Origin of the sequence: Rhodococcus sp. KRD197 (genome assembly GCF_017168235.1) — a bacterium.
GTDB lineage: Bacteria > Actinomycetota > Actinomycetes > Mycobacteriales > Mycobacteriaceae > Rhodococcoides.
The window spans coordinates 165,532-183,248 of sequence record NZ_JABFAO010000009.1 but is presented as its reverse complement, the minus strand read 5'-3'; the positions used below and the strand labels follow the sequence as shown (position 1 = coordinate 183,248).

General features: G+C 61.1%; 12 protein-coding genes and 1 pseudogene. 7 read left to right on the top strand and 6 right to left on the bottom strand.

Translation table 11 applies throughout. The annotated features are described in order from the left end of the window. Window positions 1-376: 376 nt before the first annotated feature. From J1M86_RS14435 to J1M86_RS14420, 4 genes are all read right to left on the bottom strand, one after another. Window positions 377-2,125 carry a hypothetical protein gene (locus J1M86_RS14435; protein WP_206510399.1) on the bottom strand — a complete coding sequence of 583 codons (1,749 nt, stop codon included), beginning with the start codon at window positions 2,123-2,125 and terminating at the stop codon, window positions 377-379. Between the two features lie 31 nt (window positions 2,126-2,156). Then, a complete protein-coding gene (locus J1M86_RS14430) occupies window positions 2,157-2,642 on the bottom strand; it encodes a hypothetical protein (RefSeq protein WP_206510398.1) in 486 nt (161 codons plus the stop codon). Window positions 2,643-2,772: 130 nt separating this feature from the next. Continuing rightward, window positions 2,773-5,118 (bottom strand): hypothetical protein, encoded by a 2,346-nt coding sequence (locus J1M86_RS14425; protein WP_206510397.1) that lies wholly within the window; start codon window positions 5,116-5,118, stop codon window positions 2,773-2,775. Between the two features lie 221 nt (window positions 5,119-5,339). Further along, window positions 5,340-6,149, bottom strand: coding sequence for a hypothetical protein (locus J1M86_RS14420; protein WP_206510396.1), 810 nt, complete (start codon window positions 6,147-6,149; stop codon window positions 5,340-5,342). A gap of 213 nt (window positions 6,150-6,362) precedes the next feature. On the opposite strand from J1M86_RS14420, the gene J1M86_RS14415 reads away from it, so the two are divergent. The 3 genes from J1M86_RS14415 to J1M86_RS14405 are packed head-to-tail and all read left to right on the top strand — an operon-like array spanning window position 6,363 to window position 10,671. Further along, window positions 6,363-7,850, top strand: a complete 1,488-nt coding sequence (locus J1M86_RS14415; protein WP_206510395.1) for a hypothetical protein — start codon at window positions 6,363-6,365, stop codon at window positions 7,848-7,850. Continuing rightward, window positions 7,847-9,250 carry a hypothetical protein gene (locus J1M86_RS14410; RefSeq protein WP_206510394.1) on the top strand — a complete coding sequence of 468 codons (1,404 nt, stop codon included), beginning with the start codon at window positions 7,847-7,849 and terminating at the stop codon, window positions 9,248-9,250. Before J1M86_RS14415 ends, J1M86_RS14410 begins: the two co-directional genes overlap by 4 nt. After that, on the top strand, window positions 9,247-10,671 hold the full coding sequence (locus J1M86_RS14405) for a CHAT domain-containing protein (RefSeq protein WP_206510393.1): 1,425 nt from the start codon (window positions 9,247-9,249) through the stop codon (window positions 10,669-10,671). Before J1M86_RS14410 ends, J1M86_RS14405 begins: the two co-directional genes overlap by 4 nt. A gap of 15 nt (window positions 10,672-10,686) precedes the next feature. On the opposite strand, the gene J1M86_RS14400 is transcribed toward J1M86_RS14405, so the two are convergent. Continuing rightward, complete coding sequence (locus J1M86_RS14400; protein ID WP_206510392.1) at window positions 10,687-11,787, bottom strand: ThiF family adenylyltransferase; 1,101 nt, start codon at window positions 11,785-11,787, stop codon at window positions 10,687-10,689. Further along, on the bottom strand, window positions 11,784-13,229 hold the full coding sequence (locus tag J1M86_RS14395; protein WP_206510391.1) for a phenylacetate--CoA ligase family protein: 1,446 nt from the start codon (window positions 13,227-13,229) through the stop codon (window positions 11,784-11,786). Before J1M86_RS14395 ends, J1M86_RS14400 begins: the two co-directional genes overlap by 4 nt. Window positions 13,230-13,602: 373 nt before the next feature. Between J1M86_RS14395 and J1M86_RS14390 the strand changes: the two genes are divergently transcribed. From J1M86_RS14390 to J1M86_RS14375, 4 genes and pseudogenes are all read left to right on the top strand, one after another. Next, on the top strand, window positions 13,603-14,094 hold the full coding sequence (locus tag J1M86_RS14390; protein ID WP_206510390.1) for a hypothetical protein: 492 nt from the start codon (window positions 13,603-13,605) through the stop codon (window positions 14,092-14,094). 197 nt (window positions 14,095-14,291) lie between these two features. After that, window positions 14,292-15,014, top strand: a complete 723-nt coding sequence (locus J1M86_RS14385) for a serine/threonine protein kinase (protein ID WP_206510389.1) — start codon at window positions 14,292-14,294, stop codon at window positions 15,012-15,014. 126 nt (window positions 15,015-15,140) lie between these two features. Beyond that, the gene (locus tag J1M86_RS14380; RefSeq protein ID WP_206510388.1) at window positions 15,141-16,196 is read left to right on the top strand and encodes a hypothetical protein; all 1,056 of its coding nucleotides are present in this window, start codon (window positions 15,141-15,143) and stop codon (window positions 16,194-16,196) included. A 497-nt stretch (window positions 16,197-16,693) separates the two neighbouring features. Beyond that, window positions 16,694-17,534 (top strand): annotated as a pseudogene (locus J1M86_RS14375) (IS630 family transposase); the annotation flags it as partial. Window positions 17,535-17,717 lie beyond the last annotated feature (183 nt).

Sequence of the window (17,717 nt, the reverse complement as noted above, 5' to 3'; positions counted from 1 at the left end):
ATTCAGATGCCCGAGAAGTCGCTGGTATGCGCTGGGGGGCAACGACGATTCTGTCAGGACCGGCAAATCCAACATTGGATGCGCTGGATCCATCGCCCATGCCCGCAGTGCCCGGACCCACAATTCATAGCCACTACTACTTGTTGTCACGTAGCAGAACCACGGCGGACGAGCACCTCTCCGGGCGGCATCGGATCCCATGACGGTAGATCTCCGGCGATCTTCCGATTACGTGGGAGCTCCGTTCTACCCGACGATCGCGCACCAAGCGACCATAGCCGCGACACCGCTGGGCCTTCTGCTTGCTCCGGGTTCGGCGGAACGAAAGGCGTTCGCTGCGTTCGACGAACGATCGGAGAACTTGTGTTGTTTTCAATCATGCGGAGACGTCCTGCCTACCTGCCACCGTGGGCCACGTGCCGATCAGATTCAACAGGGGTTGTTCTTTCGCGTCCTCATCCGAGTACAGGACTTTGGTGTCGACGTACTCGGCCACTGCCGCTCGATAGATATCGACAGAGAACTGAAATGCCTGCTCTCGCACAGCCAGTGCTTCCTGGTACTTCTTCTCGGCGTCGGTCTTGTTCTTCCAGATCATGTAGCCAGCAACTCCACCAGACACGAGAAGCACCAGAAGCCCGCCGACGCCGAAGATCAGGAAACCGATAATCGAAAGAGCGAGGGCGATTCCGCCTGCCTTGAGGTAGTAGCTTTCCTTGAAGCGGACCCGTTCGAGATACTCGGCGACCGACGACTCCCACACTCCGGCCAGAGACTTTTCCGCCTCTGCCTGGGGCAATTCGGTATCGGTTCTCCAACCCTTGAACCCGAGGGTCTGCGCATAGTTCGAGTGGTTCTGGTCGAGCGTCAACTCCACCTTGTCAAGGTACTTCATCCGGTAGTCGGCGGTGAAGGCGCCGACAGCATGCTGAAAGTCGTCTCGCGACACTCCGATTGCCACCTTTTGGGTACCGATCGAAACACCCAACAGTTCGGGCCGAAGTGCTGATTGGGTCTGAAGAGATATGACGTCAAGCGTCTCTTCGAGGGCGACGTTGAGTGCGTCGGCTTCCTGCCGGGCGCGATCGAGGTCGCCAGCATGCTCGATGACGGCACGATGGTAGACCGCGTCGCGTTGAAAAGGGAGTTCCTCGGTGTCGAACTCGGTCACCAACAGTTCGAGAATGTCGTCCAAACGGTCGATGGTCGATAGCCCCAGATCATTCGGCGAAGACTTGATCTGTGCGTACTTGGCCTGCGTGAAACCAAGGGCTCCCGCGCACTCCAGCGCGTGCTTCACCTCGTCCCATTGTGGGCTGATCTTGGATAGGTGAGGGAACTCGGCGTCCACCACAGTTGGTCGATGCAGCGAAATTTCGTTCTGCCAGGCTGTGACCTGAGCGGCGACGACTGACTGGTCGGCGCGCAATCTATTGTTCCATTCGGTGAGTTGCGCCGCGATGAGCTGTTGGCCGTGCGCACCGAAGGCATCCTGTGCTGCCGCCTCCAGGATCACCGCGAATTCGCGGCTGAGGGCGTGCGGATCGAGTGACGACAGGTAGTGCTTGAGCCAGCGCGTCGACGCTTCCAGGCGACCTTGGCGCCGCAGAGTGAGCGCGAAGAAGAGGCTCGTCTTGCGGGGATCACGAGAGAATGCGGCGTCGATCGAGCGCGAGCACAGATCCTCGTCGTCGCGTGACCAGCTCGCGAGCGCTACGAGTGCCGGCGCAAGCCAGTAGCGCGGAGTCTGAATCATCAGCTCCTCGCTGACCTGCTGCACAGTATGATTGCTGACGTTCCCGAGGTCGAACGCCTGAAGCGTTCCGATCGAGGTACGGCGCACCACCTTGTAGTGGCCGTACTCGCGCTCGAGGGCAGCCTCGACGTTGCCGAGGACCGTTTCGGACCGCTGAACGTTGGCTGTGCGCTCGGCCTGCAGAACGTATTCCTGGAAGTCCTTGCGCAGCTCTCGGAGCTCATCAGTGGTGACGGTAAGGTCACGCGATACCACCCCCACCTGAGTGGTCACCTCGGTCACCTGGTCACTCACCGTCGACAGATTGTGGTTGACGGAACTGACTGCATTGAGGACCTGCTGAAAATTGCGTGTGTAGTCTTCGGTCATTGCACGGGCCCTTTCGTCGGCCAGTAGTTCACTAGAAGGTTGATCCGGTTCGTACTGGCTCGCCGTCGTCGCGCACGGGGACGATCGATCCGTCCGAGTACAGTTCCACGAACGCATATGCGTCGTTTCGAACCAGTGCACGTGCGTTGTTGTAGGGCATTTCGACAGTGTCCGAAGCCGTGTAGTGCTGACAAATGTTGCCGTAAATATCGAGTTTGTGGTCAACGTAAGGTGGCCCGAGATAGCAGCGGCCGAACAGCCCGATCAGCGCCCCGCCCTGACGTGCATCGTAATAATCTCGGATCAATTTCATGATCTCTGCATTGGCCCGCGGATCCAGCGACGTGTCGAGCGTGCCGACTGCTACGAGAAGTTCTCGGGAGCGACGCTTCATCCGCTGGGAAAGCTGGTAATTGTTGGGCGGCGCACCCTTGGCAAGGGCATTGGGCTTGCCTATCGGCTGCAGTAATACTGCGTCTGCACGATGCGCAGATCGTCTTCTGCTTATCTCGGCCAAAGCTCTCGATTCCTACTCGTCCGGACGAACACGTCACTCTGTGACGGGTAGCGACAGTTTGCAACACTAGATCCCGAGCGCAGCCGTGTCTGTCGGCCAATCGACGGAACAGTGGACTTCGACAGACACTTCATGCGACGTTCACCGTTGCGGGACGAACGACCAGACCATAGCGAGTGTCAACGGACTGAAGGAACTGTCCAAGCACGATCCGGCCGCCCGGCATCGACAACCTCGGCGGCGGCCGCATCGGTAGAACGGAGCCGGCGATCAGAGTCCTAGCGACGCCGGCGACCGCGTCGGCGACGTCCATAGTGGGTGCGTCACTGTCGGAGCTGAAACTCACTTCGGAGAGCGCTGCATGCGTGTCGACTGACACCTCTGAGACGTGGGTACCCGAGTTGATCGCCGACTCGATCAGATCAGTCAAGAGCGTCGCGTCACCCAGTTCATGTGCCCACTTGAACACATGCGTGTTCCACAACGATATCGTCGTTGACCACGACCTACGGGCTGCCGCACTGGCGAACTGGAACCGTTGGGCATCGAGGTACAGCAGCGCGGGCAACGCAAGATCAAGCGCGGCGCGCAGACTGTCGTGCCCAGGAACCGACGCCTGGCACAGCGCGGCCAGGAAGTCACACTTCGCCACATCGATCAGCGCATCGAGTTCCTTCGACATACTTCGTGCCGACCCGAGGAAAACCAGACTCTGCTCACAGTTGCCCAGCATCAATTCGGCGCACGCGCGGTTGCGGTGAGCCCAAGCGACCAATCTTCGGTGATCTGGGTCGCGCTCGAGGTGGATGAGAGCCCGACCGATCAGGGAAGATGCCCGTTCGAACTGTCCCTTCTTGAACACCGCAGCCCCGATGTTGCACTGACAGACGGCACTTCTCGCAGAGTCACCGAGACGCGCGAACTGCTCGTGCGCCCGCGAGAACGAGAGCTCGGCCGCACCGAGATCGTCTCGCGCCAGGTATAGCCCGCCGAGGTTCTGATTGATCATTGCGACTCGATCCGTCGCGCCGACTGACTCGAACCCCTGTCGTGCGCGACGGAACGCGTGTTCGGAGTCGTCGAATCGACCGGTATCGAGGTAGAGCTGCCCGAGGTGACCGTCCGATACGGCGACTGCAGCCGGGATTTTGTGCCTGACGAAAACGGCCCTCGATTCGATCAGTGCGCGTTCGGATTTCTCGTAGCGCCCCATGCTCATCAAGCACATTCCGACGCTCTGCAAGCACAACCCCGCCTTCTCATGCATCTCAAGGCCAAGAAATGCCTCTCGTACCGATTCGTACTCCCCCACCGCGCGCTCGTAGTTTCCCCGCACGAACTGGACGAGCGCGAGGTCCTGGCGACAGTCGAGCTCCAATTCGACCTCACCCAGGCCGTCGATCAGCCGTAGGGACTTGGCGAGCAACTCGGCGCTCTGCTCCGTAGTGCTGGGCTGAACGGACGAAAGGTATCGCAGACACTGCGCCTCCTCGACCCGCGCCCCGCATCGCGCGAAGGTGTCGGCAGCGCCGACCAGAAGAGCTCGCGCCGTGGTGTGGTCACCGAGATGCATTCGCACGGTGCCGGTGTTCATGTCGCACAACGCCGTCACAACGGCGTCATCGAGTGGGATACTTGTCTGCCGGGCTCGGGTGTAGCTGGCTATCGCGGCGGGGTACTTTCCGAGGTCCTCGAAGATCCGACCGAGCATGATGTCGAGGTCTACTGCTTCACCAGGATCGACATCCACGTACAGGCTGCGTGCGGCCTCGAACGACTCGACCGCGGGTCCGACCGCTCGCAGGTGTGCGTGTAGTCGGCCGACCTGCCTGTAGCAGTGGGCGCTTCGTACAGCGCGCCCGGTTCGCTCGTGGAGGGCAAGGGCGTTCCCGAAGGCTGTAAACGACTCTTCGACGCGCTGAGCGTCGAGGTAAAGATCCCCCAGTTGCTCCCAACAATCCCCTTCCAGATCCGCGTGTTCGGGCCCGTCGAGATGCTCGATCGCGGCTTTGAAGTTCCGTTCAGCCCCGGCAGGGTCGTCCTCGACGGAACACACACCGAGCAAGAACAGGCAACGTGCCACAGCGAAGTCGTCACCTTCGCGCGCGAACAGCTCACAAGCCAACCCGAAGTCATCCCGCGCAGCCTCTGACTCGTCAAGATCGATCGAACACAGGCCGGCACTCTCTCGGTTCTCGGCCGAATCGGCTGCATAGTGGACCGACCAGAAGAGCTCGGCCGCACGTTGATACAACGTTCTCGCCGGCTCATAGCAGCTCATCTCTTCGTACACTTCGGCAAGAGCGCTCGAACAGTTCGCTTCGGACTCGATGTCGCCGCACGATTCGCTCAGCGCGCATGCTTGACGAAGTTGTTCGACGGCGTCCTCGGTATGGCCGCTGTCGAACAACACCAGACCCAGCAATCCCCTACAGTCCGCCTCGAGAGGAACGTCGTCCGCACTCGACGAATTCACGATCGCTCGGTGTAGAGATCTTATGGACATCTCACTCGACCCAAGTTCAGCATGGGCAGCGCCGACCCAGCGCAAGCACAACCCGATACGACGCACATCACCCGCCTGCTCGCACCCGACTAACGCTTGTTCCAATACGTGCAGTCCGTCGCGCGCGCGACCCTCCTCTACCAAGCGGACACCCGCGTACATCTCTGCATCCAAAGATGATGTCTCGGAAGTCATCTGGACACCCTCCCCGTGCGAACCTTGCCGATCACAAAACGTCCGAGGCCGAACACGACCGCGTAGGTAGTGAAAACAGTGACCGAGCCGAGCGAATCGACATGCTGGCAATCCAACGTCGTCCCCGTCGCCGAGGTCAACAGGAAGACGCAGGCAAGCCCCACGCCTACCGTCAACAAGCCGTACTCCGGGGCGAATCCGATGATTGCTCCCAGAGCGACGGCCCCGACGATACCGGCGATTTCAGGTCCGGGCCCACCTGCCAACCCGACCGGAGAGGCCAAGAACAAGACGATCTCACTGGCACCGAACCAGCTCAGTCCGACGCTGCTAACCGCTGAGTATCGCTTGGGTCGAAGATAGAAGCCGAAGCCACCGCAGAGGACTGCGAGAGCAAGGAAGAGCGCTATCACACTGATCCGCAACGGAACATTGCTCTCGACCCCGCAGATTGTCGGCGCGGTGACACTTGACAGAGCCGGTATCAGGGCAACAAGACCGAGAACGGAATACAGCAGATCTTTACCCAATTCGACTGGCGGAATATTCTGTAGCCAACCAGTTGTGAGGGCGAACACTGCGACAATCAATCCAAGCGTTCCAGCCGAACCGACCGCAATCGATCCCGATCCACCTATCTGAATCAATGCGGCGGTCGCTACGAACCCCGCCAGAAAGGCGCTTCCGTAGGGGTACAGGTCCGACAGCGTTTTCGGTCTTGTGTCGCGGGTATCGATCAATCTGCGACCGAGCACGAAGTAGGTCACCAGCATTGCGGTTCCCAAGATGACTACAACCGCGGTCATGCCGCTCACTTCCGCTGGACCATGCCGCGGGCGCGGCGATGCGAGACACTTCGAGACCTCGAGTGCGGGATACATGATCGACCAGATCCACGGTGCGCGGTAGTCGTTCGGCAGAAGGACACCGCCCGTAGATTGAATGAATGACGCCGCTGTGCAGGGCCGCATTTTCTTGGCACCATGACCCGGGACCAAAGAACCGAAGGAGTCGATTGCATGCCGCTTCAGTCGGCTCGCACTGACTGGGCAATCAGTGGATGGTGGGTGGGCAGGGAGCTCGGCAGGGGGCGATACGCCGAAGAGTCCGTTTCGCGCAACCAGCTGATCGCTCTGTGGGTCAGAGCGACTGCGGAGCCGAAACCCAATGTGAAACACCTGGCCGAAGACTTGGCGGCCTGGATGGGGACGCTGGGTTCTGCGGAGTGGGTGGCGCGACGGTTTTCGCCGGAAGCTTCTCGACGCCTGCGGCTGGGCACCAATGAAGTTCTCGGAGGCGTCGATCAGTGGGATCTGGTGAGTGCCGTCGCTGTCGAGTACGGGGACACCTTTGCGCGGTGCTCGGCTGGTGTCGTTGCCGACGTCCGCCTGGAACGCCCTGTCGGACTGCCTGCACGTATTGCGCAGGTGCTGCGCAAGTACGAGGACGGTCCACCGCGGACCGCCGCTCGCCAAGCGATGGTCACCTCGGAGGCATGCGGCACAGTCGTGGAATCTCGAGACCACGCGGACCACTACATCGACAACCCGAACCGCTATCGTTCGGCAATAGTCGCGGCATCGATGCGCTCGTACAACGGCAAGCTGACGGAGTATCGCGAACGTATCGACGATGCGTCCGACGAAAGGGTCTCCGCCTCGGTCGCTGCCGCAATCGAGCGACTGACCGAGCTATACGGAGAAGCTGACGTGTCGGATCGGCTCCCGACCGAGCACGAGATCTCGTACGTCGAGCACAAGCTCGACCGCTTCCTGACAAAATCGAATTCCACTCGATTCCGTTCGGATCTCCCGCTACTCGAAGGCAGCACCCTCTACACCACCGCGGACGTGCGCGGCGAGGCGTGGCGTCGCGCGCGACGGAACCTGCTCAGACTCCATATGGATGCCGCCGAGCTGGACGAGAACACGATAGCTGAGGTCTACGGTTCGAACTTCGCGCGTGCGAGGCAGGATCTGCAGCGTGCGCTGATCAGGGAGAGCGCGAGGAAGTCGGCAAGCGATTTGGACACATCGCATCTGGAACTCGGCTACCGCAGCACCGAAATCAAGACCCTGTTCACACAGGCCCGCTCGTACTTGGCACAAACTCCAATCGAATCGAACAATGCGTGGAGTTGGAAGTGGAATGGGCAGGCGATGTGCTGGGAGCGGGCGATAGCGCTCGAGATCTTGGCAGACGCCGGCTCGGTCGCCGGACACGGTGCGAGCGCGCTCGAGCAGACCTTACGTGAGAGGTACGACCAAGTGCGCCCATCCGACACATTGGCGCCGACCCGCACCGCATCGATTTCTTTGGCCCTGCAATTGACGAGGGGCGCGCTCTCTATGGCTATCCACGACGACGACGTATTCGGCAACGATGGTGTCGAATTGGTCGGCAGTAGGAAGCCGGGGCAGACGTGGGCCGGGAAGACCGCCGATGTGCTGAGCGCACTGCGCGGACATCGAGTCGCGTGGGATCGCCTGACGGGTAATGCGGGATGAGCCGCCACCCGATCCGCGTCGACGACGCAGGAATGCACTGGGACGGCGACACCGCGCCCGCAGTAGCAGAAGTCTCTCTCGAGCTGGGGCCTGGAGTGAACGTCGTCGTCGATGCAGCGGATCCGTCGACGCTGATGGGATGGACCATCGCGCGCGAGGCCGACGTGGGCTCGCTCACCCGAGCGTGTATCGAATCCGACTTCACGCACCTGCTCGAGTCCGACGGTCCTGGAGCCGTGATCAGTTGCGAGGCTTTTCATCTCGATGCCGACTGGACACGACGCGCTACGACCGCGGCGGTCGCACGCTGGTGGATGTCTCCGATCGACGAGGGCGCATTGATGCTGGACGAGGCCGGTGCACGACGCCGAACAGGCGACACCGACGGCGCGAGCAGGCTCGTCGCCCATGCTCTTCCGACCTTGGATTCACTCGCCGACGACGCAGTGAACGGCGAACTCTCCGGCGGCGCACTATCCGAGCTGGCCAACTTGACCAGGGCTGCCAGCGCTGCGGCAAGAGGGTTGTCCTGGGGCTATCAGTTGATCACAATGGCCGACCGCGTCGACACGGTCCGGCAAATCGACGAGACGAAGCTTGAAATTTGGCTGGAGGAGCTCGTCGACGACAAGTCTTTCGGCCTCGTCGATGTGGGTATGGCGGGCGGCCCGTCGATCGCCCGCGCCGAGGTGCAACGGGGGTACATCGATCCGCACGTGCTGCCCCCGCGAATTCTGCGGTGGAGCGGTGCAGGTACTCCCGAGTGGACAGCCGAGGTGGATACAACCACGCCGACGCTCCGCGTACTGCTCTCAGTTGAGCTCGACGCAGCCGTGGACCCGCAGTGTGGTGAGGCGAACCGGATCCTCGGCTTCGCTGCCGACCGAACTGGAAAGCTGATCGCAACGATACCGATGATGGTGCAGGGCCACGCACTCGTCGGATCTCTTCCGATAGACGAAACATCCTTTGATACAACCGTATTCGGACTGTTCGACGCCGACACCCCACCTCGGCGTCTGCGCTCGGGACCGATGGCCGAACAACTGATCAGCGTCGACCGCCACATGCTCGACGCGTGGATGCTCAGTCGTACCGCGCACGCCGTTCTCGCGGCCGTGAATCTCGGTGCTGACGAGGACGTGCTAGCTCTTGCCCAGTCGGCCGCGGATGGCTTCGTGCGCGACGCGGTCGAAGCAGCCGGCCGGGCGCTGACAGCGTTGAATGTCCTGAAGGCGGCTGCCGACGCCTCGGACACACCGCTTGCCGTCCTCGTCGCGAACCGAGTTGCAGCCATCGAAGCATTCGTCGACCGGTTGGAGTCACGACTCGACCAACCCGCAGGAGCGCAGCCGCTATTGGCCGAGCTACTGCCATCGCCGTTGTCGGGAAGCGAATGAGCAGCGCGCATCAACCGACGGTCCTGGTTCGGGTCGCCGACGCCGGTGATACCTACCTGTCGTGGACCTGGTTGGACACCCCGGGGAGTTCGCAGGCGGTCAGGCTCGACGGGACCGTGGTGAAGGACGTTGTCGATCTACTCGATTGTGCATTGCTCGCACCCTTGCCTGTCGGCACGGACCAATTCGAATCGAAGGACGCGGCCACCCGTCGTGCGCTGCTCACGGGCGCGTTTGCGAAGCCTGACACCGAAAGAACGTTGTCCGCGGCCCTCACCGAGGTGATGTTTCCGAAGACGCTGCGTGAGGAGATCGTCGAGCGGTCGCTGCGTCATGGAGGTGTCCACCTACGTGTGACGCCCAGTCCACGGTTGGCGCGCGTGCCGTGGGAGCTGTTGTTCGTCACACCTGATCGGCGGTTGCTGGACGTCGCGATGGTCACGCTGGACCCGCCGACGACGGTGCATGCCGAACGCACCGTCCTCCCGCCTGCATGGAGCGAGGTCGAACATCTTCCCGCGCTGCACATCCTTGATCCATCTTTGCCAACCCGCGCCATAGACCACGGGCTCGGCCGCACACTGTCGGGCATCGCGAAGAACGCCCTACTCGCTGGGCTCGCAACAAATGCCAAGGCCTCCAGCAGTGCGGTGTCTTCGAGTGGGTTGAACGCGTCGCAGACCATCGACAGAGTCGACCTGTCGCGCGAATTACGCATCCCGCTCTCGAGATTGTTCTACTTCGGGCACGTATCTTCGACCACGGATGAACCGGGTTCGGCGTCCATCCATCTGCACGACACATCAGGTGCATCGAGTTCCGATGCGAGCCGTTGGGGAATGGCCGAGGCGCTGCGACCACGGACCCGTCTCGGTGAGCGAGCACCCGCCCATCCAGGTGACCATCTCCCACTGTGCGCGTTGGACTTTCTGTTGGGCACGCAGCAATGCACCGATCCGCATGTTTGGAGGGCCTACGGTTCGGATAAACCCCAGTCTGGGCACGAGATTTGGCCGATTCCGTCACGTGTTGCCCTGATCGCGTGCGAGGGCGGCGTCGACTTTCGTTCTGCGGAGACTTTCGGCTTGGTCATGGCCATGGTGGATTCCGGCGCGTCGCTGGTCACCACCACACGTTGGACGCTTCCGACCGATCATGCGTTCCATACGGCTGCCGGTCTTCGAAAGTCTGTCGTCCCTACCGTCGAGCTCGCGCTAGCGGTGGATCGCTCACACGCCAGCGCCGACCCATTGCAGTCGCTTCATCGTTGGCAGCAAGGGCAACTGGCGAAGTGGGCTGCGGGCGACGGCAACATCGCCCACTCCCCTCTCGTGTGGGCGTCCTTGACCACGACCGTTGCCGCCGCGAGAACGAAAGTGACGACGCCTTCCCCATCGCATTTACACGCGCGCGAGGACTGAGTGCGCCACCAGGTTCTAGTAGCGTTGCGCCATCAATGCTGCGAAGGCGTACTCGTCGAGTTCGTTCCACCGGGTTGCCGACGCAGCCGCGTCACCCAGCAGGATTCGGTCGAGATCGACGCGATACCGACCGGATTGCATGTCTGCACCCGACACGATCAACCGCGCCGCCAACGCCGCGACTGAGCCGGCAGCGTTGGCGGCGGTGCCGAGCTGAGGCCACGACGGAAGCGAACAGCCGACCTGCGTCAACGAATACCTGGTACGAGGCGTCACGTCACTGCCGACGATTGCGCTCGCGATGCGGATTCTGTTGCGAGGGTCGTCGAGCTCCGAGACGTCCATTCCGGTGAGTTCGCCTGCCCTGCCGTGGAACAGCGGATAGTCGGCATCGAGATCGTACCGCTCGACATCGAGGATGACGTTGTCACCGTTGTCGGTTGCCATCACCACTGGAATACCAAGTACCCGAGCCTGTTGCCGAACTACTACTTTCAGTGCGAGATCGTCCATTTCCTCCGCGAGCACGGATAGCTGTTCTCCGCCCACACTGCCGAGGAAACTGCCATCGAGGCTGTCGTATCCGTTCGGATGTGCCGAGACGTCACAGTACGGATCGGTCTCCAGAAGTCGGCGTTGCGCAAGAGTCACTTTGGACATCCCGAGGTCGCACACCGAACCCTGCAGTCGGTTCAGATTGCTGGGCCCCAAGGTATCGGGATCGGCGATGCGGAATCGCCGCGCCCCTGTCAGCGCGCACACCGACACCACCGATGCACCCACGCTGAGCCCTGCGACTCCGATCAAAGCTGATCCCCATTGTCGCTGCTCATCATCGTCCAGCAAGTACCTGTTGCGCGCGGTCCGCAAACGATAGAAGTGCTCGTCAGCCGGGAGCCGAACCATTGTCGATCGCCAGGGATAAACGATGTAGCGGCTCGAGTCCTCGATGACGCGATCGTCGTCCCAGTTCACGGATGCGGGTCCGAACGCGTCGATTGCGGCGAGCTCCGATCGGGCCGACTTCCATCCGTCGACGTAGTGCATACCGCAGTTCGGCTGCAACAATTCGTCTATCCGGCGAGAGTCGGTCTTGGGGTCCAGTATCTCGATCACAGCGAACCTACCCGCTCGACAGCGCTCTGCTTGATCTGCAATTGAAAGCCCTCGCTCCCGTATGGATGGAATTCCACCTCGGGCTCCACCGCGGCCCCGTACATTCCGTGAAGCTCGTTGAACTCACTACTCGATAACATCAAGGCGTCCACTACACTGCGGCGAACCATTCTGGCGCACTCCGCATTCGGACCTACTGGCAACTCAACGCCCTTCCGGAGCTCGACGTGCAAGTGCAAGGTGTCGCGGAGGTCATTGCCTGTACGACGTCCAAGAACGAACTTGCCGGTGATCGCGTCGGTCAACTGTGGATCGGCGAGTGCGGCGCGGACCGGTTCAGGGTAGATGTTCACGGCATAGAACGAGACCGCAATATCAGCGCGTTGTTTCACCACGACGAACTGCGAATGCTCGGTCGAGGTCGCCACGTCGAGATCGTGCCCCAGGTCGGCCAACTGACGACGTAGCTCACAGGGGGTGATGACTTCACCGATGTCGTTGATCCGGTAGCGCACCAAGGGAATCGTGTTGTCGACGGTGAACAGTAGGTAACCCTGCTCGTCGGTTTCGATGTACCGCAGAGAGGTATCGTACTCGACCAGCGTCGACGACGCGGCGGACCCACCGAACAGCGTCGCGTCGAGTTCGTTGTGCTGCAACGCCAAACGCCGCGCCGCGATCGTCGTCGATGTCTCGTGCCCGATCATCCCCGCGTCGGCGGTGCCATAGACCAAACACACGTCCTCCGGGCGATCGACTTTTCCCACGAGCCTCAGAATTCCGTCTCGCCAGCTCTCTCCGATGCTCTCACCTGCCAGCAAGAACTTTATGTTCTGGCTCAGGACGTCGTGCCCGGCGCCGTCCAGGACGTCACGAACGAACGGTGGATAGCCGGCAAGTATCACCTGGTCGTAGTGCATCCCGAGTGAGGCCACGTCCACACGAACGGTGTCGACGTGGACCCCCGGGGCCACTGCAGACACCGGAAACCCGCGGTCGTGCAGCTCTTCGATCGCACGAAGTGTGTACGTTCCGCCGATCCAGTCGCCCATTGCAAAGCACACCACCACGAGAGTCGACAGTCGGTCGGCACCCAGCTGGCGCAGGATCCGCTCATGCAGAACGACACTGTGGTCCAGGGACAGCTTCGCGCGCGGCCAATGAGTAGGTGGACCAGATGATCCTGAGCTGGATGAATAGATGCGCGTCGACGTGGCGTCGCCTCCCGGGATGAGTTGTGGCAATTCGTAGGCATGCACGTAGTTCTTCTTCGTCGTAGGCGGGACAAACGAGAAGTCCGGTGCTGACGCGACGGTGTTCGGGTCGAATCCCAACTCGGACAGAAACCGTGGATAGGCGTCGGTGGTCTCGACAGCCTTCCGGAACGTCGCCAGGGCGCCGTTCACTCCTGCAGCAGTTCGAGTCGTCCGTATCGGAGACATGGCCAAGTTCCTTTCGTGGAACAAGACGCGAATCGCCTTGCTGCACGAAATACCGAACCCCCGGAGCCCCCTCCACTTTCGGCCATCACCGAGTCGTGTACTGCGACCAGATGATTGAAAGGCTTCGCCGTCTCATGCACAGTTTCGAATAGAACCCATCACACCTTTCGAAAGGACGACCTTCCATGTCTCAATGCAGAAAGTGCTACCGCCCCGTCCACGACTGCCCTTCCTGCAACGGAGGACGAGCTAGCGGGATGTTCGGCAAGCTGACCTGCAGCAAATGCAACAACACAGGCTCGACGTGCAACGAGCACGGCGGCCACTGGAAGTAGACAACCGGTCCATTTCCACTGATCTTCGAAAGGAAATCATGCAGGTCTTCGGTATAGCCATACTCGTGGCCCTTGTCGGATTTTTCGCGAGCGTCGCGATCAGCCCGGAAACTGCGATGGTGTTCGTCGTCGTCTACATCGTCGGATTGCTCGTCATGGGTTACGTGCTGAGCGCGATGGCGAAGCAGCAAACGAGCGTCGTGGTGACAGCTCCACCTGTCGACGTCGAGCAAGCAGTCCTCGCTCACTTCAGGGGCATTGGCTGGAAGCAGGTGAACGGGAGCGGGCGACTGAATTTTCAGTCCCGGGGAATCGGCATCGGTTCGTATGGCTCGAAGAATCCAGTCATGTCGATCGGCTTGACCGACTCCGTCGATGGAGGAACCGAGGTCGACGTGTGGATGTCGGAGTGGGTATCTCGGGCCGGGATGGCCACCTCCTGCGACCGGGTCGTCACCAAGCGCTGGTCGCTGTTGCGCAAGTTGGACGCAATGTCGAGCGTGGGCGGCGTGCAGCTCGGGAGTTCGTGAGCCGCTGGCTTCGTGGCCTGCCAGATCGATTGGTGCGCCGGGAATCGATCTGGCCGGCACCGTCGGTTCCGAGCCAATAGCGGTCGACGGAAGTCAACTGTTCGAACGACGGCGCTCAATACCCCAAAGCAGTAAATTGCGATGAGCAGGTGCGCCTTCTCTCGCACTGAACGTGCGCGCTAGAAGGAGGGTGTCGAGTGCCTGACAGTCCCGAGCCGTTGTTTCCGCTACCGAACCAGCCGTCGGCTCCTCCCAGCACTGACGCATACCCGACGCTCAATGGACCAGTCAGTTCTGAGCCGCGTAGCAGCAATAACCGCACCCTCACGTATGTGGGTATCGCCGTCACCGTGGCAGCCGTTCTGGTCGGGGCAGCCCTCTACGGGATCGACCGCGGTCGCGCCGAGCCCGTGGCCGCGGGGCCTGTGGTCGCGGGGCCCGTGGTCACGGGGCCCGTCTCCGAGTCCTCTGAAGCCGAGACTAGTAGTCCGGCGGCGCCCGATCGCGAGGTCGCCGATCCTGCACCCATCGCACCCGCACTTGCCAGTCCGGCGCCTACCGCTGCCGCAGCGGCTCCGCCCGTCTCGGATGTCGACCTCGGCCTTTCCGTGCCGTTGGCCGTTCCAGCGTGCGACGGATCGGGAATAGTGGTGATTCACAGCGCTATCAGCCCCGGCGCCTATGCCCAGGAAGTCGCTGCTGCGCTTGCGTCGAATCCGGGCGCTAGGTACTTACGCACCGACAGATCGTGCCCATCCTTGCGGCAACAGAGCACAGAGGGCAATCCCATCTACGCTGTGTACCGGCCTTCGGGCTACACCACAACCGAACTATGCAACGACGTACGCCTGCAGGGTGGCGACGCTTACGGCAAGTGGCTGAATACTGCGAGCGACCCGGCGTTGATCGTGCCGTGCTGAATTACCCTTCCGCGCCGCTTCATTCGATCGAACGACATCACTCTCGCCTCCATCGATGCAACGTTGCACTACCCTCATGCGTGGCCCCTGATCCGCAAAGAAATGCGTCCAGAAAGGTCGGGTCGCATGCCCGATAACCCCGAGCCACTGTTCCCGCTGCCGGACCGACCGGCTGCAACTCCCACCGACACCTCGTACCCATCGCTATCCGCATCAGCACACTCCACAGGCAGCCCCGACACGCCCCGAAAGTACCTCCATGCGGCAGCCGGCCTCGTCGTGGTGGCGGTTCTAGTCGCAGCAGGAGTCTACGGAACAACCCGAAGTTCGGACGACGTACAGATGGACACCGCTGCTCGCCCAGCGGCGGATGCAGCCATCGGGGAAACACCGAACAATGCCGTCGGCTCGTGCACGTCGGCGCCGGTCGTGTCCTTCAATGACGCGCGTCTGTCGGCGTCAGGACTGGTGCTCGACGTGACCGCTGCAAGCGGATGCTCGGTCGATTCTGTCGTGTCGAGTTCGTCGGTGCGCATCAATGTTGTCGACGGATCGACCAGCGTTGCCGCAGGCGTGTTCGACTTCTCCTCCGACCCCGCATTGCTCACCGGCGACGGCAACAGTCGCTTGACATTGACCTTTCCGCTCGGAACTTTTTGGATGGTCCCGACGACTCTGTCGTCGTCCACCTCCGTCGAGTTCGACGCGGGAAGCAGCGACTCATCGAATATATCTGCGTCCGAGGTGGTCTCACTGTCCGCATCGACCGTCGCCCCACCGACATCGGGTGACGCGGAAATGGCTGCAGCGGAGGCACTTCGCGCCATTTCGGACTCCGACCGTGCCGTCGTAACCTCCTCGCTCGCCGATCGCTGGATCCCTCAGATCAGTTCGAAGAAGCCCGGCTTGGTCGCCGAGGGCAAGACATGGACCAATGCCGACATCCTGCTCGAGCACCTCCAGATGAGGATCCGATACCCGTCTGCGCGCCTCATCTGGAGCGGATCGTGGAGCACCTTTTCATCCCCTGATTGGTGGGTAACCGCCGTGGGCGAAACCTATCCGACAGGCGAGTCGGCGAATACTTGGTGCGTTGCCAACAATTTGGATCGCGATCATTGCTACGCGAAACTCGTCAGCGCAGTTCGTCCAGTGGACGGCAGCACCGTCTTGCAGAAGTAGGCCACTGTGGCACGTCGATACTGTCGATACGCAACGCTTTTCGATCATGGTCGATTTTGTATCCTTGAAAACGCGCCTCCACCCACCGAATAGCTCTGCGCTGTCGGGTGATCGATCGATACCACGTAGGCACTTATTCATGGTTGCATACGCATGTCAGAATCAGCCTCAGAGTAGGGAGCAACAATGACAAGACTCAAGGAAACTTTGCTGCGCGCGACGTGCCCACGCTGCGGTGGATCGGGCGGACACAGCGACTTTGGGAACTGGGTCAATTGTTCTGCATGCAACGGCACCGGGAATAAGTGAACAAGCCATGGGTCGCAGCTCACCACGCGGATACAACGGCTCCGCCAACCGGTGGGGCTTCGCAATCCACCTCGCATCCAATGGCAAGTACGAAAAGACTCGACTCTACCCACCGGCGACTTCACCGGCAGCCCCGAAGCACACCCGACTCAGTATGCGTGCTCTACCTCAACCGCCCCACCGCATGACTGTTCGACGAGGAACGATCGGGACGTCCACGCACCCTCGACCGCAAGAATCTGATTGCGGTCACACTCACACCTCCACCGGCGAAATACGGCGTCACCCAATTGGAGCTCACGACTACTCGCCGAGCACCTGAAGATCGAGCACGCTACCGTCGCCCGAGTATGGCGGGAACATGGCGTCCAGCTCTGACGCAGTGAGACATTCAAATTCTCCACCGACCTGGATTTGGTTGCGAAGGCCACCGATATAGTCGGCCTCTATCTCGAGCCACCGGAGAACGCGATCGTGTTGTGCGTCGACGAACAGTCGCAAATTCAGGCGTTGGACCGCACCGCACCGACACTGCCGATGCAGATCGGGATACCCGAACGGCAAACCCACGACTATGCCCGCAACGGTACGACGACACTGTTCGCGGCCCTCGAAGTCGCCACCGGACAGGTCACCGGGATCTGCCGGCCACGGCACCGTCACCAGGAATTTCTTGTGTTCCTCAAACACGTAGCGAGCCCGGACCAGCAATTGCACCTGGTGATGGACAACTACGCCACGCACAAAAAGCGGGAAGTCCGTGACCGGCTCGCCAACAATCCCCGCATCACAGTCCACTTCACACCCACCTCGGCGTCCTGGACGAACCTCGTGGAGGTGTGGTTGGGGATCATCGAACAACAGGCGATCCACCGCGGAACCTTCCGCAACGTACGCGACCTCACCGCTAAGATCCGCGCGTTCATCAACGCCTGGAACCCACGCGCCCAGCCGTTCGTCTGGACCAAAACACCGGAGCAAATCCTCAAGAAAACCACCCGTAAAACGACTTCAAAGACGGACCACTAGCTTCCTTTTCGTGCATCGAAGACGCGGTCAGACCCGCGGATCTGCAGTATGTTTCGATCACAGCGCAATACCCAAGGGGCATTTCGCAATCTGGCGTCCTCCTGGATAATCGAAACCGACGCCAATCTCATCTGAACAGCAGACAGACAGTCCAGAAAACCTCAAATACTCTGATTTTTGATG

Excerpts from the sequence above, each read along its gene's own strand:
- J1M86_RS14435 (WP_206510399.1), bottom strand. The coding sequence starts at position 2,125 with ATGACCGAAGACTACACACGCAATTTTCAGCAGGTCCTCAATGCAGTC.
- J1M86_RS14420 (WP_206510396.1), bottom strand. The coding sequence starts at position 6,149 with ATGACCGCGGTTGTAGTCATCTTGGGAACCGCAATGCTGGTGACCTAC.
- J1M86_RS14415 (WP_206510395.1), top strand. The coding sequence starts at position 6,363 with ATGCCGCTTCAGTCGGCTCGCACTGACTGGGCAATCAGTGGATGGTGG.
- J1M86_RS14410 (WP_206510394.1), top strand. The coding sequence starts at position 7,847 with ATGAGCCGCCACCCGATCCGCGTCGACGACGCAGGAATGCACTGGGAC.
- J1M86_RS14405 (WP_206510393.1), top strand. The coding sequence starts at position 9,247 with ATGAGCAGCGCGCATCAACCGACGGTCCTGGTTCGGGTCGCCGACGCC.
- J1M86_RS14395 (WP_206510391.1), bottom strand. The coding sequence starts at position 13,229 with ATGTCTCCGATACGGACGACTCGAACTGCTGCAGGAGTGAACGGCGCC.
- J1M86_RS14390 (WP_206510390.1), top strand. The coding sequence starts at position 13,603 with ATGCAGGTCTTCGGTATAGCCATACTCGTGGCCCTTGTCGGATTTTTC.
- J1M86_RS14380 (WP_206510388.1), top strand. The coding sequence starts at position 15,141 with ATGCCCGATAACCCCGAGCCACTGTTCCCGCTGCCGGACCGACCGGCT.